This window comes from Streptomyces sp. MGP-BFMKR1, assembly GCF_057766585.1.
Genome location: NZ_CM173408.1, coordinates 1993388 through 2019601 on the forward strand (window position 1 = coordinate 1993388; position 26214 = coordinate 2019601).

Here is a 26214-nt window from a genome sequence, read left to right on the forward strand (position 1 = left end):
AGCCGCTGAGTGCCGTACGGGTACGACAGAGGGCCCGTTCCCTCCCCACGGAAGGGGGAGGGAACGGGCCCTCGACGTGCTTTCGGACTTCCGCGGGCCGCAGCGGGCGGGCCATGACGGTTCAGGCCGCGGCGCTACGGCTCAGGGCACCAGCCGGCCGAGGCGGTGACGCGGTTCAGCCGAGGAGACCGGGGCGGGCGGGTCAGGCGGTGATCGCCGGGTTGCCGGCGGAGCCCACGGGCACGTACGGCTGCAGTTCCGCCGCCAGTTCCGCGTGCACCCGGGCCTTGAGCAACGTGCCCTCCGACGTGTGCTCCTCGGAGATCACCTCGCCCTCGGCGTGCGTGCGCGAGACCAGGCCACCGCGCGTGTACGGCACCAGCACCTCGATCTCGACGCTCGGCCTGGGCAGCTCCGCGTCGATGAGCGCCAGCAACTCCGCGAGGCCCTGCCCGGACCGCGCCGACACGGCGATCGCGTGCGGCTCGATGCGCAGCAGCCGTTGCAGCACCACCGGGTCCGCGGCGTCCGCCTTGTTGACCACCACGATCTCCGGCACGTCGACGGCGCCCACGTCCCGGATCACCTCGCGCACGGCCGCCAACTGCTCCTCCGGCGCCGGGTGCGAACCGTCCACCACGTGCAGGATCAGGTCGGAGTCCGCGACCTCCTCCATCGTGGAGCGGAACGCCTCGACGAGGTGGTGCGGCAGGTGCCGTACGAATCCCACGGTGTCGGCGAGGGTGTAGAGCCGGCCGCTGGGCGTCTCGGCCCGGCGCACCGTCGGGTCGAGGGTGGCGAACAGGGCGTTCTCCACCAGCACACCGGCGCCGGTGAGGCGGTTGAGCAGCGACGACTTGCCCGCGTTGGTGTAGCCGGCGATCGCGACGGACGGCACCTTGTGGCGCTTGCGCTCCTGCCGCTTGATGTCGCGGCCGGTCTTCATCTCGGCGATCTCACGGCGCATCTTCGCCATCTTCTCGCGGATGCGACGCCGGTCGGTCTCGATCTTCGTCTCACCGGGGCCACGGGTGGCCATACCGCCACCGCCGCCGCCACCCATCTGCCGGGAGAGCGACTGACCCCAGCCGCGCAGCCGCGGCAGCATGTACTGCATCTGCGCGAGCGCGACCTGCGCCTTGCCCTCACGCGACTTGGCGTGCTGGGCGAAGATGTCGAGGATGAGCGCCGTACGGTCGACGACCTTGACCTTCACGACGTCTTCGAGGTGGATGAGCTGACCGGGGCTGAGTTCACCGTCGCAGACGACGGTGTCCGCGCCCGACTCGAGCACGATGTCCCGCAGCTCCTGGGCCTTGCCGGAGCCGATGTAGGTGGCCGGGTCGGGCTTGGGGCGGCGCTGGATGACGCCGTCGAGAACCAACGCACCCGCCGTCTCGGCGAGCGCCGCGAGCTCCGCGAGGGAGTTCTCGGCGTCCTGCATGGTGCCGGAGGTCCAGACACCGACCAGCACCACGCGCTCCAGTCGGAGCTGCCGGTACTCGACCTCGGTGACGTCTTCCAGCTCGGTGGACAGGCCCGCCACGCGACGCAGAGCGGCCCGCTCGGAGCGGTCGTACTGCTCGCCGTCGCGCTCCTCGTCGATCTCGTAGCTCCAGGCAACGTCCTCTTCCATCAGGGCGTCGGCCCGAAGGTTCTCGGGAAGGCGCTGCCGGTCCGAGGAATCCGCGGCGGGGAACGACTGCTGCTGGGAAGGGGTTGTCATTGGATCCTTACGTCGTGTGAGAACGGTCAGTGTCGATAACGCTCGACCGGCCCGAACGATTCCCGGGCCGCCACCGCGCCGACACATCGATGGTCCCACGCACCGTCGCGAGGGTCACCCGGGTTTTGTCCGCTGTCCCGGTACACGGGGCGAGGCCGCCGGGCCACACGGGGCGCCGGGGCGGGCCGCGCGGCTGGCCGGTCGACGGCGCCGGCGACGGCAGCGCCGACGAAACGTTACTGGCGACTACGGTGCGCGACGCTCCCGCCCGAGCGGGGGACGCTCGCTAGAGCCCCGCCGCCGCGAGCTCGTGTCCCGCGCGCACGACGTCGTACACGCTCGGCACCTGGCGCATCGCGCGCATCAGGACCGGCAGCCGGCCGGCATCGGGGAGTTGCAGCGTGTACGTGTGCCGCACCCGTTGCTCGTACGGCGGCTCGACGGCCGCGGAGATGACCTCGGCGCCCTGTGCCGCGATGACCTCGGTGAGGTCGGCGAGCAGGTGCGGTCGGCTGAACGCCTCGGCGCACAGCGTCACGCGGTACCCGACCGGCGCCGCGTCGGCGTCGGTCTGCCAGCGCACGGCGACCGGTTGCCGCCCGGCCTCGGTCATCCGCGCCACGGCCGGGCACGGCACCCGGTGCACCGTCACCGCCCGGCCCCGTACCGCGAACCCCGTGACCTCGTCGGGCGGCACCGGCGTACAACACCCGGCCAACCGCACCGTCGCGCCGGGCTGGTCCACGACCACACCGACGCTCCGCCGCCTGGCGGGGGACGTGCCCGGCGGCGCGTCCGCAGCGGGCCGATCGGGCGAGGTGACCGTCCGCACCGTGGCGTCGGCATCCGCGTCCGCGCCTGCGTCCGTGTTCGTGTTCGTGTTCGTGTTCGTGTCCGCTGGAGCATCGGCCTCGTCACGGGCGTCGGCATCGGTTGCCGACTCGGCCGCTCCTGCCCCGTGTGGTGCCGTGGCGAACCGTTGCGCCTCGGGTGCGGGCCGCGCGTCGGCGGTCTCCCGGTCGCCGCCTCGGTCACGCGACTCGACGGCGGCGGCCCCGGGCTGCTCGGCCGCTACGGGCGCGTTCGCGGGCGGTGGCTCCGTCTCGTTCAGCGGAGAGCCGCTGACGGGAATCGCGGGCAGGGCAGGCGTGGCGGGGCCAGTGGCTGGGGCGTGGGAGGTGGCGGTGTCGGTCACCGCGACGGGGCCGCCCGGTGGCCCGTCGGCGCCCGGTACGGAGCGTGAACCGACGCCCGGGGCCGTGTCGTCGCCGGCGGTCGAACCGGCTGGCTGCTCGGCGCGCGCGGCGGGCGGCGGCACGAGGTCGGTGCCGGGCGACCGGGGCTCGGAGCTGGCCGGCGTGCCGGGGGCGGCGCCTGGTGCGCCGTCGGCACCGCCGGGCGGCGCACCGGCGGCCGACGGGTCGGCCTGCGCGGCGCGGACCGCCGCTGCGCGGCCCCGTGCCCCGCGCCCCGTGCCCCGTGCCCCGTGCCCCGTGTCGTCGCTGGCGCTCCGTGCCCCGTGCGCCGTGCCCCCCGCTCCGTGCCCCGTGTCGTCGTCGGCGCTCCGCGCCCCGTGCGCCGTGCCCCCTGCCGCGCGCTCCGTTGCGGCGCCTTCCGTCGCCCCGCGCTCCGTGGGTGGCTGGATGCCAGGCCGCTGGGCCTCGTCCGTCGCGGGGCCGCTGTCCGGCCCGTGGGCCGCCGTCGCCTGCTCCTTGGTGTCCCGCCGCGCTACGGACAGCTTCCCCACGCCGGGGGCCGTGGTGCCCGGGAAGTGCGCGTCTGCCCGTGTGCCGTCCGCCTGTGTGCTGCCCGCATCCGGCGCGTCGGGGACGGGGGCGGCGGCACCGTGGACGGGGTGGGGCTCGGTCGGCGGGGTGGGAGGCGTCGGCCGGTCCGACGAGGCGGCGTGGGCGGCGAGCCAGTGCGTGATGGCGATGCGTGCGGCGGGCGTACGCGCGTGGGTGAGCCATTCCGGCGAGGGTCCGGACGACGCGGCGTCGCGCCCCGTCGCCATGAGGAACTGCACGCTGTCCCCGTCGCGCAGCGTCGTGCTGAGCGTGACGAGACGGCCGTTGACCCGGGCGCCCACGCAGGAGTGGCCGACCGCCCCGTACCGGGCGTACACGGCGTCCACGCAGCTCGCCCCGTCCGGGACGCTGAGGACGGTGCCGTCGGCCGCGAACACGGTGATCTCCCGGTCCTGGGCGAGGTCGTCACGGAGCGAGGACCAGAAGGCGTCCGTGTCCGAGACGGCGCGCTGCCAGTCCAACAGCCGGGACAGCCAGCCCGGCCGCGTCGGGTCCGCCCGCTCCCCGTCCACGCCCTCGCCGAGACCACTGGGCGCCCCGGCGCCGCCCGCCCCGTCCGCGGCCTGGGCCGCGCCTGGTTCCGTGACGTCCGCCTCCGCCCCGTCCGCCGCGGCGGCGTACGGGTTGCCGAGTGCCACCACTCCCGCCTCGGCGACCTTGTGCATCTGCTGGGTGCGGATGAGCACCTCGATGACCTTGCCGCCCTCGCCCGCGACGGCGGTGTGCAGCGACTGGTAGAGGTTGAACTTCGGTACGGCGATGAAGTCCTTGAACTCCGAGATGACCGGCGTGAAACACGTGTGCAGTTCGCCCAGGACCGCGTAACAGTCGGCGTCCTCGCCGACGAGCACCAACAGCCGCCCCAGGTCGGCCCCGGACAGCTCGCCGCGTTTGCGGCGCACCCGGTACACGGAGACGATGTGCCGCGGGCGTACCAGCACCTCGGCCGCGATGCCCGCGTCGTTCAGCACCGTGCGGACGCCGCGTGCGGTCTCGGCCAGCAGGTCGGGGCGGGTGGCGTGCTCGGCGACGAGGTCGCGGGTGCGGGCGTACTCGTCCGGGTGCAGGATCGCGAAGACCAGGTCCTCCAGCTCGGTCTTGAGGGCCTGCACCCCGAGCCGCTCGGCCAGCGGAATCAGCACGTCGCGGGTGACCTTGGCGATGCGGGCCTGCTTCTCCGGGCGCATGACGCCGAGCGTGCGCATGTTGTGCAGCCGGTCGGCGAGCTTGATCGACATGACGCGCACGTCGTTCCCGGTGGCGACGAGCATCTTGCGAAACGTTTCGGGCTCGGCCGCGGCGCCGTAGTCGACCTTCTCCAGCTTCGTGACGCCGTCGACGAGGTAGCGGACCTCCTCGCCGAACTCCTCCCGCACCTGATCGAGCGTCACCTCGGTGTCCTCGACCGTGTCGTGCAGGAGGGAGGCGGTCAAGGTCGTGGTCTCGGCGCCGAGTTCGGCCAGGATGAGGGTCACGGCCAGGGGGTGTGTGATGTACGGCTCGCCGCTCTTGCGCATCTGCCCGCGGTGCGAGGACTCGGCGAGCACGTACGCCCGCCGCAACACGTCCAGATCCGCCCCGGGGTGGTGGGCCCGGTGCACCTTGGCCACGTGCTCGATGGCGTCCGGCACCCGGCCGCGCGGTGCCGGTCCCAACAGGGCCGCGCGGCCGAATCGGCGGAGGTTGCGTAGGTCGATGAGCGGGCGGCCACGCCTCCGGCCGAACGAACCCTGTTCTGCTGGGTTAGTGGCCTCTGCGCTCATGGGCACCTCCGGCGGCATCGACCGGCGATGGCAGCGCGACTGCCGGGGCGGTCGGCCCCCAGGCCCCGAGTGGGCGCCCGTGCCGGTGCTTGATGCTATCGAGCCCATCACGCGCCACCGAACCGCTCTCGTCGAGCGTGAACCAGATCACCCATTCGAGCGAGCGGAATGAGGCGATGTTTCGCCCATGGGTGGCGACGGGAAGTCTGCGAGGTTGCCCCGGCTACGGGGCGACTCGCCCCGTAGCCCCGCCGCCACCGCCGCGGTGACTACGCGACGCCGTCCTCAAGGGCGCCCCGCAGCCACCCGGGCTCCAGGGTTCCCTCGCCCACGATCACGGCGGGCCCCGTCATCTCCACGCTGCCGTCCGGCAGCTCGGCGATCGTCAGCCGCCCACCGGGGACGTCCACGGTGTACGTGACGGGGTGGCCGAGCACCGCGGGGTCCAGGCCGTCGCGGCGGGCGGCGGCCACCATGACGGCGCAGGCACCGGTGCCGCAGGACCGGGTCTCCCCCGCGCCCCGTTCGTGCACGCGCATGGCCACGTGGCGCGGGCCGCGCTCCACCACGAACTCGACGTTGACACCGTCCGGGTACACCGAGGCGGGCTGCACGTCCGGCGCGGTGAACAGGTTGCCGGCGTCGGCGAGGTCGCCGACGAACGCGACGGCGTGCGGGTTGCCCATGTTCACGTTGCGCGCCGGCCAACTCAGCCCGCCCACCGAGACGGTGACCTCCGCGTCCGGCCCGTCCGGCAGCAGGGCCCGCCCCATCGCCACCGTGATGCCACCCTCGGTACCCTCCTGGCCGCGCGGGTCGGAGGCGGGTGCGGCCTTGGCGATGTGCGCCCGGCGCACGCCCGCGCGGGTGGCGATGGCCAGGTCCCCCGCGTCGACCAGCCCGGCGTGCCGCAGGTAGCGCGCGAAGACCCGCACGCCGTTGCCGCACATCTCGGCGATGCTGCCGTCCCCGTTGCGGTAGTCCATGAACCACTCGGCGTCGGCGGCCATCGACCGCGCCTCGGGGTGCGCGGCCGACCGTACGACGTGCAGCACCCCGTCGCCCCCGATGCCCGCGCGCCGGTCACACAGGCGCGCCACGGCCGCCGCCGACAGCTCCAGCCGGTTGTCCGGGTCAGGGACGATCACGAAGTCGTTCTCGGTGCCGTGCCCCTTGAGGAACGGAAGCCGCTCTGCGGTACTCATCCTTCGATCCTACGGCGCCGCCGTCACCCGCGCCGGCGCCACGGAGGCCCCGACGGAGCACGGAGCGTCCACGTCGCCCGAGCGCACGGGGCGGCGCCCCCGTACCCCGGGCACGGGGCACGGAGCGGTGGTCTCGCGCGCAGGCGCGGGGCACGGGGAAGCGATGCGCGTAGGCACGGGGCACGGCGCATGGGGCACGGGGCAGCGGCGCCGTCGGCGGCCACGGGGCCTGGGGCATGGGGCACGGGGCGGCCCTCGGGCCTCGCGGTCCGCATGGCGTCGGGCGTACGGGGCGGAGCGCGGGAGCGAACCGGTGGAGCGGCGGCTAGCGCAGGCGGGCGACGCGCCAGATGGCCAGCGCGGCGAGGAGGGCGACGATGGCGACGTAGGCGATCACGTAACGCCAGTCGGCCTTGCGGCCCGAGCCGCGCGGCGGCAGGCCGGGCCACGTGTAGCCGACGCGGCGGGCGGCCATCAGGCCCCAGCCGGCCGCGCAGCAGCTCAGCAGCAGGCCGAGCATGGAGACCACCGCGCCGCCATCGCCGAACTCGAAGGCGAGCGGGAAGGCGAACATCAGCGAACCGAGGGTGGCGAGCCCGACGATGGGCGCGATCTGCCAGACCCTCAGCCGGCGCGGCGGACGCAGGTCGCGGAAGGACTCCGGTTCGCCCAGCGGTGCGTCGTCGCCCAGCGCGTCCGGTCCGTCCGGGGTCAGCGCCTCGGACTCCTCCGACGCGAGCGGCTCCGCTTCGTCGCGCGGCGGCGTCTCCGCTGTGTCCCGAGGGCTGGCCTCCATCGCCGTACGCCCTCCCCACATTCGACATCACGGCACGATCGAAGCTCGATGATGGCACGATCGCAGCGGCCTCCAGGACGCACGGAGCGTCCCGATGCCATCACGTGATCAGGCTGTGACCGCTCGTTCGACCAACGTCAGCGCGTGCGCCTGGAGTTCCCCGCTGTGACCGGCGGCGCCGCTGAGCCAGTGAACTCGCCCATCTCGTCGAAACCACGAATCCTGGCGGCGCGCGAAGCGCTTGGTGGCTCGTACGGTCTCGACGCGTGCCTCCGCTTCGTCGCACTCCCCCGCCAGCACCGCGAGCACCTGCTGGTAGCCCAGGGCACGGGAGGCCGTGCGCCCCTCGCGTAGCCCCGTGCGCTCCAGTCGCTCCACCTCGTCCACCAGGCCGGCCTCCCACATCCGGTCCACCCGGCGGGCGATCCGCTCGTCCAGCTCGGGGCGGGCGACGTCCACGCCGATCTGCACCGTGTCGTAGACGGCGCTGTGGGCCGAGTCCGCTTCGGGCAGGTTGGCGGTGAAGGGGCGGCCGGTGATCTCGATGACTTCGAGGGCCCGGACGATGCGGCGGCCGTTGCTGGGGAGGATCGCCTCGGCGGCGCGGGGGTCGGCCACGGCGAGCCGGGCGTGCAGCGGCCCGCTGCCCCGTTCCAGCAGCTCCGCCTCCAGGCGGGCGCGGACTGCGGGGTCGGTGCCCGGGAACTCCAGGGCGTCGATCGCGCCCCGTACGTAGAGCCCGGAGCCCCCGACGAGCACCGGCGTACGCCCCTCGGCGAGCAGGCGGTCGATCTCCGCGCGGGCCAGCCGCTGGTACTCGGCGACGCTGGCCGTCTCGGTGACGTCCCAGACGTCCAGCAGGCGGTGCGGCACGCCCTGCCGCTCGGCCACGGGCAGCTTGGCGGTGCCGATGTCCATGCCGCGGTAGAGCTGCATGGAGTCGGCGTTGATGACCTCGCCGCCGAGGTGCCGGGCCAGGGCGACCCCGAGATCGGACTTGCCCGCCGCGGTGGGGCCGACGATGGCGATGACCCGCGGAGCGGGGACTGCGCTGTTCACCGGGCCAGTCTCGCAAATCCGCGGGCCACTCCTCGAACGAGCGACGTGACAAGGGGGCGCGGTGGTCGTTGCCCGTTGCGAGGTTTCGGCACACCGCCGAGCGAGCCGGGTTGCGGCAGTGGCGCCAGAGAACGTCCCGCTCCGTCCAGGCTGCCGCCTCGCGGGTTAATCTATGGAGTGATTATGGGCGTTTTTTCAAGGTTTCGCCGTTCGTCGCGTTCGGTTGGCGCAACCCCCGCGGAGGCGGCGCGGAGCGATGAGGGCGGTAGCCTGACCGGGGAATCAGCCGCGGAATCCCCGGCTCCGGAGGAACGTGACGCGCCGCCGGTGGCCTCGTCGGCGGCTGCCTCCACCGTCGATGACGCCGAGCAGGACGGCGCGGCGGCAGGCGGCGCCACGATTCCCAAGCAACAGTCCGCCGCGCAGGCCGCGGACAGCGAGGCCGGGGAAGACGCCCGACAGTAGTCCTCCGACGAGGGAAGGTGGCCCATGGGCCTGCTGGACAATCTCAAGGCGAAGGCCGGTCAGCTCAAGGGCAAGGCCGGGGACCTCGCGAATCAGCACGGCGACAAGATCGAGCGCGGTCTGGACAAGGCCGCCAAGACGGTCGACGAGAAGACCAAGGGCAAGTACAGCGACAAGATCGACACCGGTACGGGCAAGGCCAAGGGCGCCCTCGACCGCCTCGCGCAGAAGGACGACGAGGGCAAGGGCCCGCAGGGCCGCTGACGCCTGATCGTCTCCCACGGCCGCGGAGCCTCCTGGCTCCGCGGCCGTGGTCGTGTCGGCGACGCCCGGCACGGTGCGCGCCCCACACCGGCCCTCGACGCGGCGGCGCCACGTACCCCGTCGCTCCGCGTCCCGGTGGGGCCCCACGCTACGAGCCCCACCCACACCAGCCGCCTCCACGCGGGACACGGCTCCGCGCCTCCGTAGGACGTCGCCCCGTGCTCCGTGCTCCGTGCCCCGTGCCCCGTGCCCCGTGCCCCGTGCCCCGTGCCCCGTGCCCCGTGCCCCGTGCCCCGTGCCCCGTGCCCCGTGCCCCGTGCCCCGTGCCCCGTGCCCCCGGGCAGGATCGGCGACGGCTCGCGCCCCGTGTGTCCGCTACGACCAGGTGGCGACGAAGTAGCCCACGCCGTACGGCGCCTCGTCGTACAGCAGCGCGCCGCGCAGGCCCGCTCCGTCGCCCGCGCCGGCGAGCACCTGCCAGGAGGCCCGGCCCGACATCAGCAGGTCCTGGGCCAGGTGGGGATCGAGATCCGACAGGGCCGCGGTGTCGGCCGCGCCCAGGGCGCGCGCCACCTCCGCGTCACACGCGGCGGCCCGCTCGTCGAGGTAGCCGGGCGCCTTGAGCGTGCGGCGTGCGCTGCCGTCGCCGGAGATCAGGAGGGCCACCCGGTCGGCAGACCGCGCCAGCTCGCGGCCCAGTGCGGTGCAGCGGTCGACGGCGAGCGTCTCGGCGAGGCCGAAGCCCTCGACGGGCGCCGCGCTCCAGCGGGCGCGCTCCAGCAGCCATGCCGCGACGGCCAGCGAGGACGGCAGTTCGCGCTCCGCCAGCCAGCCCGCCCCGTGCCCCGCGTCCGCCCCGTGCTCCGTGTCGTCCGCCTCGGCGCTCCGTGCCCCGTGCTCCGTAGCGGCGCCGTGCCCCGTGGCGCCGTCCGCTCCCGGTAGCGCGCCGAGCCGTACCGTCATGTCCACGCCGTAGCCGCGGAACGAGCCGGCGCTGCCGCTCGGGTAGGTGCCGTCGGCGTCCGGGGCGGCTGGGCCGAGCACGATGAGGCGGTCGGGGCGGGCCGCGGCCAGCACGCTGATCGCGTCCGAGCAGGCGTCCCGCAGCGGCGCCAGTTCGGGTGCGGCTCCAGCGGCGATCTCGGGCACGAGCAGGGGCGGGCACGGGCACACGGCGGCAGCGACAAGCATGATCGGCAGCCTAACGTCAGGCTCCGTCGCCCGAATCCCAGACCAGTTCGCAGACGCGGAAACGGCACGGGTACAGCCTGCTGCTCCAGGAACTCGCGATGACGAGCAGCCAACCGTCGTCAGTGCGGTACAGCCGCCTGCCGCGCGGGCTCCGTGGGTGTCTCGGCTGGTACGTCTCCACCTTCTCGGCCAGCAGCCTGAGCGCTTCCTCGCGCGTGCCGTCAACTTCGGCCAGTACCTCGATCGTGTCGATGTCGTTCTGGCCCATGGATGGCTCGACGAGCAGTCCCCACCGTGGCATAGCGCTCCCCCCCCGCCTCGTCTCGCGCCGCGTGCGCCGTCGGGGCCGGTCCGGCCGTCGCGGCCCGCCCCGTTCACCCGGCACGGCGAGTTCGGCACGGCCCGGCGCGACCCACGTCGGGGACGCGCGGGTCACGCGCCCCGGCGGCCCCGGCGTACGCACCGTGCGGCGCACGACTGCTCACACGTCGCGCCGGCCGCCTACGGTTCCCGCTCGGGAGCGGCGCGCCGCTCCCGTCACGTATGGCTGGACGAAGGGCCGGCGGGCGGCCCCGGCGGCCGAACCGGCCGGCCGCCGCGTGGGCCGCGGGTTCGGTGGCACCGGCGGAGCGGCGGGCCAGGGCGTGCGACGGGGCCGGCCGTCGCGGGTTGCCGGCCGACGGTGCTGCTCGGTCAGCGGACGGAGCAGCCGCCGGGCTCCGCGGGCAGCGGCGCGGGGGCGCCCACCGTGGGTAGGCCGAGCATGACGCCCGCGGGCTTCGGCTCCGGCGCGGCGTTGCGCTTCTCCCACGCGTCGCCCGCCCGCGTGCGCCGTACGCCCCGTGGGGCGCCCTCCGCGAGGAGGTGGTGCGGTGCGGCGTAGGTGATGTCCACCGTGACCACGTCGCCGGGGCGAACCGGCTCGTCGGGGCGGGTGAAGTGCACCAGGCGGTTGTCGGGGGCCCGGCCGGAGAGGCGGCGGGTGGCGTCGTCCTTGCGGCCCTCGCCCTCCGCGACCAGGACCTCCACGGTGCGGCCGACCTGGCGCTTGTTCTCCGCCCAACTGATCTCTTCCTGGACGGCGACCAGGCGCTCGTAGCGGTCCTGGACGACCGCCTTCGGAATCTGGTCGTCCATCTCGGCGGCCGGGGTGCCGGGGCGCTTGGAGTACTGGAAGGTGAACGCCTGGGCGAACCGCGCCTCGCGGACCACGTGCAGCGTCTGCTCGAAGTCGGCCTCGGTCTCGCCGGGGAAGCCGACGATGATGTCGGTGGAGATCGCCGCGTCCGGCATGGCGGCGCGCACCTTCTCGATGATCCCCAGGAAGCGCTCCTGCCGGTACGAACGGCGCATGGCCTTGAGCACCGTGTCGGAGCCGGACTGGAGCGGCATGTGCAGTTGCGGCATGACGTTCGGCGTCTCGGCCATGGCGGCGATCACGTCGTCCGTGAAGTCGCGCGGGTGCGGCGAGGTGAAACGCACCCGCTCAAGACCCTCGATGGCGCCGCAGGCGCGCAGCAGCTTGCTGAACGCCTCGCGGTCGCCGATGTCCGAGCCGTACGCGTTGACGTTCTGGCCGAGCAGCGTGATCTCGGTGACGCCCTCGGCGACCAGCGCCTCGACCTCGGCGAGGATGTCGCCGGGACGGCGGTCCTTCTCCTTGCCGCGCAGGGCGGGCACGATGCAGAAGGTGCAGGTGTTGTTGCAGCCGACCGAGATGGACACCCACGCCGCGTAGGCGGACTCGCGGCGGGTGGGCAGCGTCGAGGGGAACGCCTCCAGCGACTCGGCGATCTCGACCTGCGCCTCTTCCTGGACCCGCGCGCGCTCCAGCAGGACCGGGAGGCTGCCGATGTTGTGCGTGCCGAAGACCACGTCCACCCACGGGGCCTTCTTGACGATCGTGTCGCGGTCCTTCTGGGCCAGGCAGCCGCCGACCGCGATCTGCATGCCCGGCCGCCGCGCCTTCATCGGGGCGAGCCGGCCGAGGTTGCCGTAGAGCCGGTTGTCGGCGTTCTCCCGCACCGCACAGGTGTTGAAGACGACGATGTCGGCATCGCCCTCAGCGGAGCCCTCGGGCGCCCGCACGTAACCGGCGTCCTCCAGGAGGCCGGACAGCCGCTCGGAGTCGTGGACGTTCATCTGGCACCCGTAGGTGCGTACTTCGTAGCTTCGATTCACGCCCACTGCACTGCTCCGGTCACTGCTGCTCATGAACATCAGGGTAGACGGATGCGCGTCTCGTACGTCCTCGCACTCATCTCGGTTGCCCAGGGTACGTGTTCGACTCCGTTCCCCGCCCCTCCCTTCCGCGCCGCGATGCTGGCAGTATCCGGCCCATGCTCAAGACCCTGACCGAACGGCCGGGAGCGTGGCGCGCGCTCCGTGCCACCGGCATCGCGGGCGGCCCCGGCATCGGGCGGACCCGGCGGCTGTGGCGGCTCGCCGTGACGGCCGTCGTGGTGCTCGGGCTGCTGCTGTGGTGGCTGCTGCCGGTGGGCGACGACGCGTCCCCGAGCGGGAGCGTGACCGTGACGACCGGGGTGCGTACGGGCGTGTACGCGCGATACGGCGAACTGCTCAAGGAACACCTCGACGAGGACCTGCCGCGGCTGCGGGTGAACCTCATGCCGAGCGAGGGGTCGGTGCAGAACATCAGGCGGCTCGTCGCCGGCGAGGCGTCCTTCACGATCGCCACCGCCGACGCCGTGGCGACCTACCGCGACGAGGGCGGCGACGGCGCACACCGGCTGCGGGCGTGCGCCCGGCTGTACGACGACTACCTGCAGTTGGTCGTACCCGCCGGTTCGACGGTGCGCCGCACCGCGGACCTCGCCGGCAAGCGCGTGGCGATCGGACAACCCGGCTCCGGCGTCAGCCTGATCGCGGAGCGGCTCCTGACGGCGGCGGGGCTCGACCCGGAGAAGGACCTGACGCCGGTGCCGGTGGGGATCAGTGAGATGACCACCCTGATGCGGAAGGGGAAGATCGACGCCTTCTTCTGGTCCGGTGGCCTGCCGACGGGCGCCGTGCTCGATCTCGCGCAGCGCTATCCGATCCGGCTCGTGCAACTCGGTGACCTGGTGGATCGCGTACACAAGCTCGGCGGCGCCAAGCACTACTACCGGGCCGCCGTGATGCCCGCCGACGCCTACCCCATGGTGCAACGGGGCCAGGCCATCAAGACCATCGCGGTGGCCAACCTGTTGGTGACGACGGACGGGACGGACCGGACGCTGACGGAGAGCGTCACGCGGACGGTGATCAAAAGCCGCGACGAGATCGGCAAGAGAGTGCACGCGGCGCAGCGCGTCGATCTCCGCACGGCCATCTACACCGACCCGCTGACCCTCCACGAGGGTGCCAAGCGCTACTACCGGTCGGTCAAGCCCTGAGGCCCGCCCGCCCGCGGCGGGCCCGCGCCGCCGCCTCCGGGACGCCCACATCCGCCTGCGCACCCCGTTGCCGACCCGATCCGTCAGCGCACTGATCCGTCACCGCACCGGCCCGTCAACGCGTCGATCCGTTCGTGCGCCTCGCCGATCCCCTCGGCGCGCTGATCCACCACCGCATCGATCCACCACCGCATCGATCCACCGACGTGTCGATCCGCCGGCGCGTCGATCCGCCGACGCACCGCCGCGTCGCCGCACGCGCCGGCGGCCGGGTGTGCGCGTACGGGCACGCTCTGGCGGGGCTCAGCCGCGGCGGGGCGGGGTGGGGGCGGGGTCGGCGGCGTCCAGGGCCGGGTCGGGGAGCAGCTCGAACGCGGCGGCAGCCGCCCCAACGAGCCCCGCGTCGGTGCCCAGTGAGGCCGGCAGCGCCTCGATGCCCCGTACGAACGAGAGCGCGGCGTACGTCGCCAGGTGCCGTCGCAGCGGCGCGAACAGCACCTCGCCGGCCGCGGCCACGCCGCCGCCGATCACCGCCGCCTCGACCTCCAGCAGGGTCGCGGTGCCGGCGATCGCCGCGGCCAGGGCCCGCCCGGCCCGGTCGAAGGCGGCCAGGGCCACCGGGTCTCCGTCGCGTGCCGCGGCGGCGACCGCCGCCGCCGAGCGGTCGGTCCCGGTCGGCCGCCAGCCCATCGCGGCGGCACGGCGGGCGATGGCCGGGCCCGACGCGAGGGCTTCGACGCATCCCCGGGAGCCGCACGGGCACGGGGGGCCGTCCACCTCCACGCTGATGTGGCCGATGTGTCCCGCGTTACCCGTGGGCCCGGGGCACAGTCGCCCGTCCAGGATCAGGCCGCCGCCGACGCCGGTGGAGACCACCATGCACAGCGCGTTCCGGCGGCCACGGGCCGCCCCCAGCCAGTGTTCGGCGGCGGCCATGGCCACCCCGTCGCCCACGAGCACGACCGGCACCGGCGCCCCGTGGCGCGTGAGAGTGGCCTCGGTGCGGGCGCGGACCGGGAAGTCGCGCCAGGCCGTGATGTTGACCGGGCTGACGGTGCCGCGCGCGGCGTCGACCGGCCCCGCGCTGGCGAGGCCGCACCGGGTGACGCGGGCCCACTCGGGCGAGCGCGCCAGGGTGGCGATGACCTCGGTGACGGCGGCCATGATCGCCTCGGCCGCCGCCCCGGGCGAAGCGCAGGCCGCGCCCACGGCGCCGGCCGGCGCGGCGCCGTGGCCCCGCCCCGTACTGAGCGGCGTGGGCCGCCTGGCCGTGGCGTGCAACGTGCCCCGTCGGTCCACCAACGCACCCGCGATCTTGGTCACGCCGATGTCGATGGCCACGCTCAGCGCGGCGCTGCCGGCGCCGTGGCCCGACGCTCCCCTGGTGGCGGGCGCGGCCGGCGCGCGCGTACGGGTGGCCGGGTGGGGCGGGGGCGCGTCGGCTGGCGTCAGTGCGTCGGCTGCGGTCATGGCGGTCTGCCTCTCGGTCGATACGGCTGTGGCTCTGCTGGCCCCGTGGGCGCGCGGCCCACCGCACCGGGGCTCGGCCTCGGTGCGGGCCCGGGGCCCGGGCCGAAGGCTCGCGACGAGCGCGCGGACCGCTCCCGAACCAGCGGCCCGCGGCGCGCCGTGCCGGCGGCGCGAGCGCCCCGTGCGGAGGGGGACTCCTTACGGAACGGGCCACGCCGCCACGGAGATACGGCGCAGCCGCGGCGACCCCGGTTCCGGCCGTACGGGGGTTCAGGCCGAGGTGCCCGGTGCCGGCCCCGGGGTGCGCGTGGACTCGGGTCTCCGCTCCCGCCGCCAGGCGCCGTACGCCGCGCGCGACCCCAACCCCACCCCAGTGCTCGTGCGGCCTCGTGCCCCGTGCCCCGTGCCTCCTGCTCCGTGGTCGCTGCCCCGTGCTCCGCGCTCCGTGCCCCGTGGTCGCCGCTCCGTACCCCGTGCCCCGTGGTCGCCGCTCCGTGCTCCGTGCTCCGTGCCCCGTGCCCCGTGCCCCGTACCCCGTGGTCGCCGCTCCGCGCCCCGTGCTCCGTCCCCGTGGTCGCCGCTCCACGCTCCGTGCCCCGTGCCCATGCGTTCGCCGCACCATGTGCCCCGGGCTCCGCGCCCCGTAGCGCCGTGCCGGGAGTTCACTGCCCACGCCCCGCGCTCGCCGCCCCGCGCTCCGTATGCCCCTCCCCCGCCCCGTACGCGACAGCCGACGGGGGCCGTGGCGCGGCGGTGGGGCGGTCCGCGGTGCCGTCCCGGTTTTCCTCGCCGATCAGTGGTAATGCCACCTGAGCACCGCGCGATCGGGGCGGACCTCGCCCCGGCGCGCGCTCCCGTATCCGCACCGCGCACGTCATCAGCACACACCGTCAGCCGTTCCGCCCCACGAACCATCGGAGCCGCCGCCATGCATGACGACCGCAGCATCGTCGAAGACCGTCTGCGCCGTGTCCTCACCGAGCGCGTCCGACCCGCCGTCTACGGCGCCACCGAACCGCTCACCCTCGGGCGGTGGGAGGCGCCCGGCGAACCGGTGCCGGTGGCCGAGGGGTTGGCCGCGGAGTACGGCCCGGCCGCCGTCGGGGACCGGTGGGGCCCGGCGTGGGGGACGACCTGGTTCAGGGTGACGGGGCGGGTGCCCGCGGCGTGGGCGGGCCGCACCGTCGAGGCCGTACTCGACCTCGGCTTCGACCGCCAACTCCCCGGCTTCCAGTGCGAGGGACTGGTCTACCGGGCCGACGGGGAGGCCGTGAAGGCGCTCAACCCGCACAACGCCTGGGTGCGCGTCGGCGCCCCGGTCGAGGGTGGCGAGGAGGTCGAGTGGTACGTGGAGGCCGCGTCCAACCCGATCCTGGTCGGCCAGTCGCCGACTCGGGAGGGTGACCGCCTCACCGCGAGCGACGAGCCGCTGTACCGGCTCACCCGGATGGAGCTCGCCGTCTTCGAGCCGGAGGTGTGGGAGCTGGTCCAGGACCTCGAGGTGGTCGGCAGCCTGATGACGCAGCTCTCCACCGGCGACGCGCGCCGCTTCGAGCTGCTGCGCGCCGTCGAGCGCTGTCTCGACGCCCTGGACCTCGCCGACGTCCCCGGCAGCGCCGGCCGGGCCCGGGGCGCGCTGGCGGGCGTGCTCGCCGCCCCGGCCAACGCCTCCGCGCACCGCGTCAGCGCCGTCGGACACGCCCACATCGACTCGGCATGGCTGTGGCCGCTGCGCGAGACGGTGCGCAAGGTCGCCCGCACCTCGTCGAACGTGGTGCACCTGATGGACGACCACCCCGAGTTCGTCTTCGCCATGTCGCAGGCCCAGCAGCTCGCGTGGATCAAGGAGCACCGGCCCGAGGTCTTCGCCAGGGTGAAGGAGAAGGTGGCCAGCGGCCAGTTCGTCCCGGTGGGCGGCATGTGGGTGGAGTCCGACACCAACATGGTGGGCGGCGAGGCGATGGCCCGCCAGTTCCTCTACGGCAAGAAGTTCTTCCTGGACGAGTTCGGCATCGAGACGAAGGAGGTGTGGCTACCGGATTCGTTCGGGTACACGGCGGCGATGCCCCAGTTGGTGAAGCTCTCGGGCTCCGACTGGTTCCTCACGCAGAAGATCTCCTGGAGCCGGACCAACAAGTTCCCGCACCACACCTTCTGGTGGGAGGGCATCGACGGAACCCGCGTCTTCACGCACTTCCCACCGATCGACACCTACAACTCCGACCTCGGTGGCGCCGAACTGGCCCACGCGGCCCGCAACTACCAGGAGAAGGGCCGCGGCACCCGGTCGCTGGCCCCGTTCGGCTGGGGCGACGGCGGTGGCGGCCCCACCCGCGAGATGCTGGCCCGCGCGCGGCGCCTCGGCGACCTGGAGGGCTCGCCCCGGGTGACGATCGAGCGCCCGTCGGCGTTCTTCGCGGCGGCGCGGGCCGAGTACCCCGACGCGCCGGTGTGGGCGGGCGAGCTGTACCTGGAGCTGCACCGCGGCACCTACACCTCGCAGGCCAAGACGAAGCAGGGCAACCGGCACAGCGAGTCGCTGCTGCGCGAGGCCGAGCTGTGGGCGGCCACCGCGGCCAGCACGGTGCCCGGCTTCCGCTACCCGTACGAGGAGCTGGAGCGCGTCTGGAAGACGGTGTTGCTGCACCAGTTCCACGACATCCTGCCCGGCTCGTCGATCGCCTGGGTACACCGCGAGGCGCGCGAGACCTACGCCCGGGTGCGCGCCGAGTTGACGGAGCTGGTGTCCGCCGCGCAGGCGGCGTTGGCCGGCCCGGGCGAGGAGCCGGTCGTCTTCAACGCCGCGCCGCACGCCCGGCGCGGCGTCCCCGCCGGCGGCGCGGCCCTGGCCCCGCCGCCGGCGAGCGCCCCGGTCACGGCGGCCGAGCGGGACGGCGGCGGCTACGTGCTCACCAACGGGCTGCTGCGGGTCGAGGTGGACGAGCGCGGCCTCGTGGTCTCCGCGTACGACCTGACCGCCGGGCGCGAGGCCATCGCTCCCGGCCTGGCCGGCAACCTGCTCCAGATCCACCCGGACTTCCCGAACATGTGGGACGCCTGGGACGTCGACCACTTCTACCGGCACAACGTGACCGACCTGGTCGACGTCGACGAGCTGGACCTGACCGAGTCGACCGACGAGCGCGCGGTGGTCACGGTCGCGCGCTCCTTCGGCGACGCGGGCTCCACCGTCCGGCAGCGGCTCGCGTTGCGCGCCGGCGCCAAGGTGCTCGACATCGACACCGAGGTGGACTGGCGGGAGACGGAGAAGTTCCTCAAGGCGGCCTTCCCGCTGGACGTGAAGGCGGACCGGTCCGCGTCCGAGACGCAGTTCGGGCACGTGTACCGGGCCACGCACACCAACACCTCGTGGGAGGCGGCCAAGTTCGAGATCTGCGCGCACCGTTGGGTGCAGGTCGAGGAGCCCGGCTGGGGCGCCGCCGTGGTCAACGACTCGACGTACGGCCACGACGTCACCCGCGACGTGCGCGCGGACGGCGGGCAGACCACCACGGTGCGGCTCTCGCTGCTCCGTGCCCCGCGCTACCCGGACCCGGAGACCGACCACGGCCACCACCGGCTGCGGTACGCCCTCGCGCCCGGCGCGACCGTGGCCGACGCGGTGCGCGAGGGGCACCGGATCAACCTCCCCGAACGCACCGTCACCGGCGGCCGGGCCGTCGAACCGCTGGTCTCCGTTGCCGGCGACCAGGTGATCGTGGAGGCGGTCAAGCTCGCGGAGGACCGCGGCGGGGACATCGTGGTGCGGCTGTACGAGTCCGGCGGTGGCCGGGCCACCACGACGCTGACCGCCTCCGTACCGGTCGCGGAGGTGGTCGAGACCGACCTGCTGGAGCGTCCGTTGGCCGACGCCCCGAAGCGCGCGTTCTCCCCCGAGGGCGCGCTGGAGCTGACCCTGCGCCCGTTCCAGATCCTGACCCTGCGGCTGACCCCACGCGGCTGAGCCGCGCCCCGCGCACGGCGCCCCGTCGCCCCGTCGCCCCGTACTCACCCCTGGGGCGCCGTGCGCGGCACGGCGATGGTCACCCGCAGGCCGCGAGGCTTGTTCGGGGCGTACGCGATCGAGGACCCGCCCGCGGCCAGCAGGGCGCGGCTGATGGACAGGCCGAGGCCGGAGCCGGAGACGTTCTGGTGCCGGTTGCTGCGCCAGAAGCGGTCGCCGACGCGCTCCAGCTCCTCCTCGGTCAGGCCGGGGCCGCCGTCCGCGATGGTGATCCGCACCGTCTCACCGGACGTGCGCACGTCCACGATCACCCGCTCGCCCTCCGGCGTGAACTTCAGCGCGTTGTCGATCACGGCGTCCAACGCGCTGGAGAGCGCCACCGGGTCGGCCCACGCGGTGGCCCCGCCCGGGCCCACGTAGTCGAGCGTGACGCCCGCGCGGTCGGCGACGGGGCGCCAGGCGCCGACCCGTTCCTCCGTGACCTCGGCGATGTCGCTGAGGCGCAGGTCGGCGGCGGCGTGTTCGGCCAGGGCCAGGGCGAGCAGGTCGTCGAGAACCTGGGTCAGCCGCTTGCCCTCGGCGCGGACGGAGGCAACCTCCTCGTTCCCCTCGGGCAGTTCCAGGGCCAGCAGCTCGATCCGCAGGAGCAGCGCGGAGAGCGGGTTACGGAGCTGGTGCGAGGCGTCGGCGACGAACGCCCGCTGCTGTTCGAGCACGTCCACCACGTGGTCGGCCATCTCGTTGAACGAGCGGGCCAGCCGGCGCAGTTCGGGCGGTCCGCCCGAGGCGGCGACCCGGGAGGCCAGCCGCCCCGTGGCGATGTCGTGCGTGGCGGCGTCGAGTACGCGTACGGGGCGCAGCACCCAGCCGGTCAGGCGCACCGCGGCGGCGACGGCGAGCAGCATCGCCGCCGCTTCGCCCGCGGCGATCAGCAGCCAGCCGCGCACGACGCGCGAGCGCATCTGGCCGGTGGGCGAGTCGGTGACGACGACCGCCACCACGTCGCCGTCGCGCACCACGGGTGAGGCGACCGCGAGGCGGCCCCGTTCCCAGGGCCAGACCTGTTCCGGGTCGTGGCTGCGGCGGCCGGCCAGCGCCTCCGTGAAGGCCCGCCACGGCTCGCTGTGCTTGGTCAGCGACCAGCCGGCGGGGGCCGAGCCCATCGGCTCGCCGTCGCGGTAGAAGACGCCGACCTGGATGCCGTACAGCTCGTGGTAGCGGGCCAGTTCCACCTGCAGCGTGGCCTGCCGCTCGTCGCCTTCCTGGGGGTAGGCCGGGTTCGCCACCGGCCGCGTCGTGACGTACTGGGCCAGGGCCGCGAACCGCGCCGTGTCGTCGATCCGGTCCACGACCACGCGCTGCTGCTCCGCCGCCGCCAGGCTCGCGCCGAGCGGGAGCCCGAGGGCCAGCAGCACGCCCGCCATCAGGACGATCAGCAGCGGGAGGAGGCGAGTGCGCACGATGCTCCCAGGGACGGGGTCGGCCGCTCAGACGGCCGGGGCGACGAGACGGTAGCCGACGCCGCGCACCGTCTCGATCAGCGCGGGCATCCGCAGCTTCGAGCGGAGCGAGGCCACGTGCACCTCAAGGGTGCGGCCGGTGCCCTCCCAACTCGTGCGCCACACGTCGCTGATGATCTGCTCGCGGCGGAAGACCACCCCCGGCCGCTTGGCGAGCAGGGCCAGCAGGTCGAACTCCTTGCGGGTGAGCGAGACGACGGCGCCGTCCACGCGGACCTGGCGGGTGGACAGTTCGATGCTGACGGGGCCGATCAGCAGCGGCCCCGTGGACTCCTCGGGGTGCTCGTCGGCCGCACCGTCGGCGGGCACGGTGCGCCGGCTGACGGCGTGGATGCGGGCGAGCAGTTCCATCGGGTCGTACGGCTTGACGACGTAGTCGTCGGCGCCCAGGTTGAGCCCGTGTATGCGGGAGCGCACGTCGGCGCGCGCCGTCACCATGATCACGGGCGTGCTGGTGAGCTTGCGGATGCGCCCGCACACCTCGAACCCGTCCTGATCGGGCAGCCCGAGGTCGAGCAGGACCACGCTGAACGGGTCGCTCTCTCCCGGCAGCAGGGCCCGCAGCGCCTCCTCCCCGTTGCGGGCGTGCGTGACCTGGAAGCCGTGCCGGGCCAGCACCGCGGACAGCGCGGCGGCCACGTGGTTGTCGTCCTCGACCAGCAGCAGTCTCATCAGCCCCGCCCTCCCTCGGTGGTGCTCCCTCACGCGCCCCGACTCCGCTCCGGACGCGCGCCCCTCGTGCCCGCCGGGCGCCGGGTCCCGCGGGGCGTTCCCGGGGGCGCCGCCGGCCCGGGGCGCGGGGCCCGTCCGCAGCGCCGCCAAGGGCGCCCCGCCTCCATCCGCGCGTCCCACCGCGCCGTGCCCCGCGTGCGCCACTGCCTGCTCCGTACGCTCGTGTGTTCCCGGTGCTCCGCGCACCGTGCTCCGTCTCGGCGGGGCCCCCACGCCGCGCCCCCACGGCACCGTGCCACGCCCGTCCTGCTCCATGCCCGGAGGCCCGTGCCCCCGTGTCCCGCGCCCCGTACGCCGTGTCCCGCGCCCCGTACCCGCCCCGTGCCCCGTGTCGGAGCGAGACCCGGCCCCCGTGGCGGCGCCGCGCTCTGTGCGGCCGAGGCCGCGCTCCGTACCGCCGCCGCCCCGGGCCGTCCGCGCCCCGTGGCGTGTGGACGGGCGCGCGATGACGCGGGACGCGCCGGCGCTTCGGGGCCCTTCTCGCTCCGTACTCCGCAACGCGCGAGCCCTGGCCGGCCGGCGCCGCCCCGGCCCCCGCCCGCGCCGGTGCGTGCCGGGGCGCGGATCGCTCACCTGGTGTGTTCCCTCGCTGTTCCTCGCGCCGACCCGCGCCGTTCGTCGGCGCCAGGCAGCGTGTCCCCCCACCGGGGCCACAGGCATGAACGCCGATACCCGCGGGGCGCGTCAAGGGAATGCGACCACCCAGTTGTTTCCGTTACGTAGCCGGTATGGGCATCGCGTTGTTTCCCAGGCCGTACGGCGACCATGCTCCGCGCCCCGTTCACGCAGAGTGTCGCTTTGCGGCCGGATCGTTATGCTCAATTTCAGCTCAGATGTAATGACGCTGGTCGTGGCGGCTCATTAGGGTCCTCCCAACCGAGGAGGACGGAGCGAGACGCCGATGAGCGAAGTATCGGTGACCAAGGGCGCCACGGCTGTGGCGGGCGACTTGGTCGCGCTGGCAGGAGTCAACAAGCACTTCGGCGCGCTGCATGTGCTCCAGGACATCGACCTGACCATCGCCCGCGGCGAAGTCGTCGTCGTCATCGGGCCGTCCGGGTCCGGCAAGTCCACGCTGTGCCGCGCCATCAACCGACTGGAGACCATCGACTCCGGCACCATCACCATCGACGGGAAGCCGCTGCCGCAGGAGGGCAGGGAACTGGCCCGGCTGCGCTCGGACGTCGGCATGGTCTTCCAGTCCTTCAATCTCTTCGCCCACAAGACCGTGTTGGAGAACGTGACGCTGGGCCAGATCAAGGTCCGCAAGGTCGAGCGGAAGGCCGCCGAGACCAAGGCGCGGGCCCTGCTCGACCGGGTCGGCGTCGGCAGCCAGGCCGACAAGTACCCCGCGCAGCTCTCCGGCGGCCAGCAGCAGCGCGTGGCCATCGCCCGCGCACTGGCCATGGACCCGAAGGTGATGCTCTTCGACGAGCCGACCTCGGCCCTCGACCCGGAGATGATCAACGAGGTCCTCGAGGTCATGCAGCAGCTCGCCCAGGAGGGGATGACGATGATCGTCGTCACCCATGAGATGGGCTTCGCGCGCTCCGCCGCGAACCGCGTGGTGTTCATGGCCGACGGCCGCATCGTCGAAGAGGCGGCGCCGGACCAGTTCTTCAGCAACCCCCGCAGCGACCGGGCCAAGGACTTCCTGTCGAAGATCCTGCACCACTGACCGCCTCCCGCTCGACGACGTAAAGGACATTCACCATGAAGCTCCGCAGGACTGCAGCGGCGGCGGCCGTCGTACTGGCCATGGCCGTGACGGCGACGGCGTGTGGCAAGGAGGGCAGCCCGGACGACGACAAGCAGGACAAGGACGCCCCGAAGCTCTCCTACGAGGTCAACACCGCGGCGGACGTCAAGGACTCGCCGGTCTGGTCGAAGGTCAAGGGCAAGAAGATCAAGATCGGCACCAAGGCCGACCAGCCGAACCTCGGCTACGAGGACCCGAGCACCGGGAAGCGCTCCGGCTTCGACGTCGAGATCGCGCGCATGATCGCCGCCGAACTCGGCTTCGACGAGCAGCACATCGAGTGGAAGACGGTGCCGACCGAGGCCCGCGAGACGCAGCTCTCCAGCGGTGGCGTCGACTTCTACGTCGGCACGTACACGATCAACGACGAGCGCAAGAAGCAGGTCGACTTCGGCGGCCCGTACTACCTCGCCGGCCAGGACCTGCTGGTCGACAAGGACAGCGACATCAAGACCCCGGAGGACATCAAGGGCAAGAAGGTCTGCTCCGTCACCGGCTCCACGCCGCTGAAGCGGATCAAGGAGAAGAAGTACGGGGTCGCCAAGGCCAAGGCGCAGCAGGGCTACCAACTGTGCGTGCAGGACCTGAACAACGGTCAGGTGGACGCGGTCACCACGGACGACACGATCCTCAAGGGCTACGCGGCCCAGAACGACGGGCTGCGGGTGCTCGGCAAGCCGTTCTCGGAGGAGCCGTACGGCGTCGGCCTCAAGAAGGGCGACAAGGCGCTGCGCGACGCGATCAACGACGCCATCGAGACGCACCAGAAGAACGGCAACTGGAAGAAGGCGTACGACGCCACGCTCGGCAAGTCCGGCATCCCGGCCCCGACGCCGCCGAAGGTCGACCGCTACTGAGCCGCCGCCACGACGGCTGACGCCTGAGCGGCCGGGCGTCCACGGCGCGGCCCGGGCCCCGTGAGGGCCCACCCGCCGCGGGCGCCCCGGCCGCCGTGCTCACCACCGGAGACTTGACTTGAACGTACTGACGGACAACTTCGCGGCATTCCGCGACGGCTTCCTCAAGACCGTCGAACTGACCGCTTACAGCTCGCTGTTGGCCCTCGTGCTCGGTATCCTGATCGCGGGCTTCCGGGTGTCTCCGGTGCCCGCGCTGCGGGTCTTCGGCACCGTATGGGTAACGCTGCTGCGCAACACGCCCCTGGTGCTCCTGTTCCTCATCGTCACGCTGGGCCTACCCGCGCTCGGGCTCAAGGGCTGGGACTCCTTCTGGCTCGCGGTCATGGCCCTCGGCTGCTACACGTCGGCCTTCATCTGCGAGGCCGTCCGCTCCGGCATCAACACGGTGCCGGTCGGGCAGGCCGAGGCGGCGCGCAGCATCGGCATGACCTTCACGCAGACACTGAGCCAGATCGTGCTGCCGCAGGCCGCGCGCACGGCGATACCCCCGGTCGGGAGCCTGATCATCGCCCTCACCAAGAACTCCGCCATCGCCTCCGGCTTCGACGTCATGGAGCTCGGAGCGCTGCAGAAGCAGCTCAACGCGGACGCGGGCTACGACATCCTGGTGATCTTCCTCTGGATCGCGGTCTGCTACCTGATCATCACGCTCACCCTCAGCGGCCTGTTCCGGCTGCTGGAGAACCGGCTGGCGGTGGCCCGATGAGTGCCAGTGTCCTCTACGACGTCCCGGGCCCCAAGGCCCGCCGACGCAATCGCGTCTACGGCGTGGTCTCCACGCTCGCCCTCCTCGGCCTGATCGCCTTCGTCATCTACCGGCTGGACGACACGGGGCAGTTCCAGGCCGGCCTGTGGGACGACTACCAGTACGCGAACACCCAGGACCGCATCCTCGAAGGTCTGCTGACGACGCTGAAGACGTTCGCGCTCGCGGCGGTCTTCTCGCTCGCCCTGGGCGCCGTGCTGGCCGCGGGACGCCTCTCCGACCACCGGTGGGTGCGGTGGCCGACGGCGGTGCTCGTGGAGTTCTTCCGCGCCATGCCGCTGCTGATCATGATCTTCCTGCTGTACTACGCGTACTTCGACACCCAGCCCATGTGGGCGCTGGTCATCGGGCTGACGCTGTACAACGGGTCGGTGCAGTCGGAGATCTTCCGCGCCGGCATCAACGCCGTGCCCAAGGGGCAGAGCGAGGCCGCGTACGCGCTCGGGTTGCGCAAGACCCAGGTGATGACGAGCGTCCTCATCCCGCAGGCCGTGCGCTCCATGCTGCCGTCGATCATCAGCCAGCTCGTGGTCACGCTCAAGGACACCTCGCTCGGCTTCATCATCCTCTACGAGGAGTTGCTCTACGTCGGCAAGGCGTTCGCGGAGCGGACCCCTCCGGAGAACGGCGTCTACGCCTTCATCCCGATGGTCATCGTCTTCGGCTCCATCTACATCCTGTTGTGCCTGGCGCTCTCGTCGCTGGCCACCTGGATCGAGCGGAGCACCCAGCGCAGCCGCAAGGGCGCCCCGGCGGCGGTGCCGGCCGGCGCGGCCACCGCCATGGCCGACCCCTCGCACAGCGCGGACGCCGGCTCCCGGGGCGGCGACGCGCGAGGAGGCGGCCCGAAGGCCGACTGACCCCGCGCCCGTCGCGCCCCGGCGCCCGCACGGGCCCCGCGCGCGACGGCGCACCCCGCGCCCCGTGTCCCCGCCCCACGGCGGGAACACGGGGCGCTCGCACGTCGGCGACCCGCCCGGCGCACCACCCGGCGTGCCGGGGGCGGCCGGTAGGGGGCGAGGTGCGGCGGGGGCGGGATGTGGTTGGGCGGGGGTGCGGTGCACCGGGGCGGTACGGGGGCGAGGCGCGGGGGCGGCGACCGGGGCGGTACGTGGCGAAGGGCGGTGGGGCGAGGCGCGGGGGCGGGCTGCCCCGTCGCCTGCGCCGCGCGCGGCGCACGTATGCCCGCGGGCGGCGGGGCACGGGAGCACACGGGAGCGCGCCCCGCGGGAGTCGGCGGTGCCCGACGGGGCGTCAGGCGACCGTGAGGCCCGACCGCCCTGCGGCCTCCGCCCACGGGACGCCTCGGCCACGCCGCGCCCCGTACCGGGCACGGGGCACGGGGCACGGGGCACGGGGCACGGGGCACGGGGCACGGGGCACGGGGCACGGGGCACGGGGCACGGGGCAC

18 protein-coding genes are annotated in these 26214 nt (G+C 73.7%); 7 read left to right on the forward strand and 11 right to left on the reverse strand.

Going from position 1 to position 26214, the window contains the following annotated elements; genetic code table 11:
* Positions 1-202: 202 nt before the first annotated feature.
* The 5 genes from hflX to miaA all read right to left on the reverse strand — a co-directional run bounded on the left by hflX (position 203) and on the right by miaA (position 8357).
* A complete protein-coding gene (gene hflX, locus AC3CHW_RS07370; RefSeq protein WP_187060548.1) occupies positions 203-1726 on the reverse strand; it encodes a GTPase HflX in 1524 nt (507 codons plus the stop codon).
* A 286-nt stretch (positions 1727-2012) separates the two neighbouring features.
* The gene (locus AC3CHW_RS07375) at positions 2013-5297 is read right to left on the reverse strand and encodes a RelA/SpoT family protein (protein ID WP_488469959.1); all 3285 of its coding nucleotides are present in this window, start codon (positions 5295-5297) and stop codon (positions 2013-2015) included.
* A gap of 269 nt (positions 5298-5566) precedes the next feature.
* The gene (gene dapF / locus AC3CHW_RS07380) at positions 5567-6502 is read right to left on the reverse strand and encodes a diaminopimelate epimerase (protein WP_488469960.1); all 936 of its coding nucleotides are present in this window, start codon (positions 6500-6502) and stop codon (positions 5567-5569) included.
* Positions 6503-6827: 325 nt separating this feature from the next.
* Positions 6828-7298: a hypothetical protein gene (locus tag AC3CHW_RS07385; RefSeq protein WP_176164479.1), complete on the reverse strand. Its 471-nt coding sequence runs from the start codon at positions 7296-7298 to the stop codon at positions 6828-6830.
* Between the two features lie 108 nt (positions 7299-7406).
* Positions 7407-8357 (reverse strand): tRNA (adenosine(37)-N6)-dimethylallyltransferase MiaA, encoded by a 951-nt coding sequence (gene miaA / locus AC3CHW_RS07390; RefSeq protein WP_398612089.1) that lies wholly within the window; start codon positions 8355-8357, stop codon positions 7407-7409.
* Positions 8358-8846: 489 nt separating this feature from the next.
* On the opposite strand from miaA, the gene AC3CHW_RS07395 reads away from it, so the two are divergent.
* The gene (locus AC3CHW_RS07395; protein ID WP_187059785.1) at positions 8847-9086 is read left to right on the forward strand and encodes an antitoxin; all 240 of its coding nucleotides are present in this window, start codon (positions 8847-8849) and stop codon (positions 9084-9086) included.
* Between the two features lie 375 nt (positions 9087-9461).
* Here AC3CHW_RS07395 and AC3CHW_RS07400 read toward each other — a convergent pair whose 3' ends face one another.
* The 3 genes from AC3CHW_RS07400 to miaB form a co-directional block, all read right to left on the reverse strand.
* On the reverse strand, positions 9462-10277 hold the full coding sequence (locus AC3CHW_RS07400) for a class III extradiol dioxygenase subunit B-like domain-containing protein (protein ID WP_488469961.1): 816 nt from the start codon (positions 10275-10277) through the stop codon (positions 9462-9464).
* A 16-nt stretch (positions 10278-10293) separates the two neighbouring features.
* A complete protein-coding gene (locus AC3CHW_RS07405) occupies positions 10294-10578 on the reverse strand; it encodes a hypothetical protein (RefSeq protein WP_488469962.1) in 285 nt (94 codons plus the stop codon).
* 392 nt (positions 10579-10970) lie between these two features.
* Positions 10971-12491, reverse strand: a complete 1521-nt coding sequence (gene miaB / locus AC3CHW_RS07410; RefSeq protein WP_359326968.1) for a tRNA (N6-isopentenyl adenosine(37)-C2)-methylthiotransferase MiaB — start codon at positions 12489-12491, stop codon at positions 10971-10973.
* 125 nt (positions 12492-12616) lie between these two features.
* Here miaB and AC3CHW_RS07415 point away from each other — a divergent pair, with 125 nt between their 5' ends.
* A complete protein-coding gene (locus AC3CHW_RS07415) occupies positions 12617-13672 on the forward strand; it encodes a TAXI family TRAP transporter solute-binding subunit (protein ID WP_398612093.1) in 1056 nt (351 codons plus the stop codon).
* A gap of 303 nt (positions 13673-13975) precedes the next feature.
* On the opposite strand, the gene AC3CHW_RS07420 is transcribed toward AC3CHW_RS07415, so the two are convergent.
* Positions 13976-15142, reverse strand: a complete 1167-nt coding sequence (locus AC3CHW_RS07420) for an ROK family protein (protein ID WP_488469963.1) — start codon at positions 15140-15142, stop codon at positions 13976-13978.
* 928 nt (positions 15143-16070) lie between these two features.
* Here AC3CHW_RS07420 and AC3CHW_RS07425 point away from each other — a divergent pair.
* The gene (locus tag AC3CHW_RS07425; RefSeq protein ID WP_459248550.1) at positions 16071-19106 is read left to right on the forward strand and encodes an alpha-mannosidase; all 3036 of its coding nucleotides are present in this window, start codon (positions 16071-16073) and stop codon (positions 19104-19106) included.
* Positions 19107-19150: 44 nt separating this feature from the next.
* On the opposite strand, the gene AC3CHW_RS07430 is transcribed toward AC3CHW_RS07425, so the two are convergent.
* Positions 19151-20566 carry a sensor histidine kinase gene (locus AC3CHW_RS07430; RefSeq protein WP_488469964.1) on the reverse strand — a complete coding sequence of 472 codons (1416 nt, stop codon included), beginning with the start codon at positions 20564-20566 and terminating at the stop codon, positions 19151-19153.
* Between the two features lie 27 nt (positions 20567-20593).
* Entirely contained in the window at positions 20594-21298 is a 705-nt protein-coding gene (locus tag AC3CHW_RS07435; protein WP_398612097.1) for a response regulator transcription factor, read from the reverse strand.
* A gap of 961 nt (positions 21299-22259) precedes the next feature.
* Here AC3CHW_RS07435 and AC3CHW_RS07440 point away from each other — a divergent pair.
* The 4 genes from AC3CHW_RS07440 (at position 22260) to AC3CHW_RS07455 (ending at position 25663) form a co-directional block, all read left to right on the forward strand.
* Positions 22260-23036, forward strand: coding sequence for an amino acid ABC transporter ATP-binding protein (locus tag AC3CHW_RS07440; protein ID WP_488469965.1), 777 nt, complete (start codon positions 22260-22262; stop codon positions 23034-23036).
* A 35-nt stretch (positions 23037-23071) separates the two neighbouring features.
* Positions 23072-23974 (forward strand): glutamate ABC transporter substrate-binding protein, encoded by a 903-nt coding sequence (locus tag AC3CHW_RS07445; protein ID WP_398612098.1) that lies wholly within the window; start codon positions 23072-23074, stop codon positions 23972-23974.
* Positions 23975-24092: 118 nt separating this feature from the next.
* Positions 24093-24743 (forward strand): amino acid ABC transporter permease, encoded by a 651-nt coding sequence (locus tag AC3CHW_RS07450; RefSeq protein ID WP_187061433.1) that lies wholly within the window; start codon positions 24093-24095, stop codon positions 24741-24743.
* Entirely contained in the window at positions 24740-25663 is a 924-nt protein-coding gene (locus AC3CHW_RS07455; RefSeq protein ID WP_398612099.1) for an amino acid ABC transporter permease, read from the forward strand. The genes AC3CHW_RS07450 and AC3CHW_RS07455 overlap by 4 nt, the downstream gene beginning before the upstream one ends.
* Positions 25664-26214 lie beyond the last annotated feature (551 nt).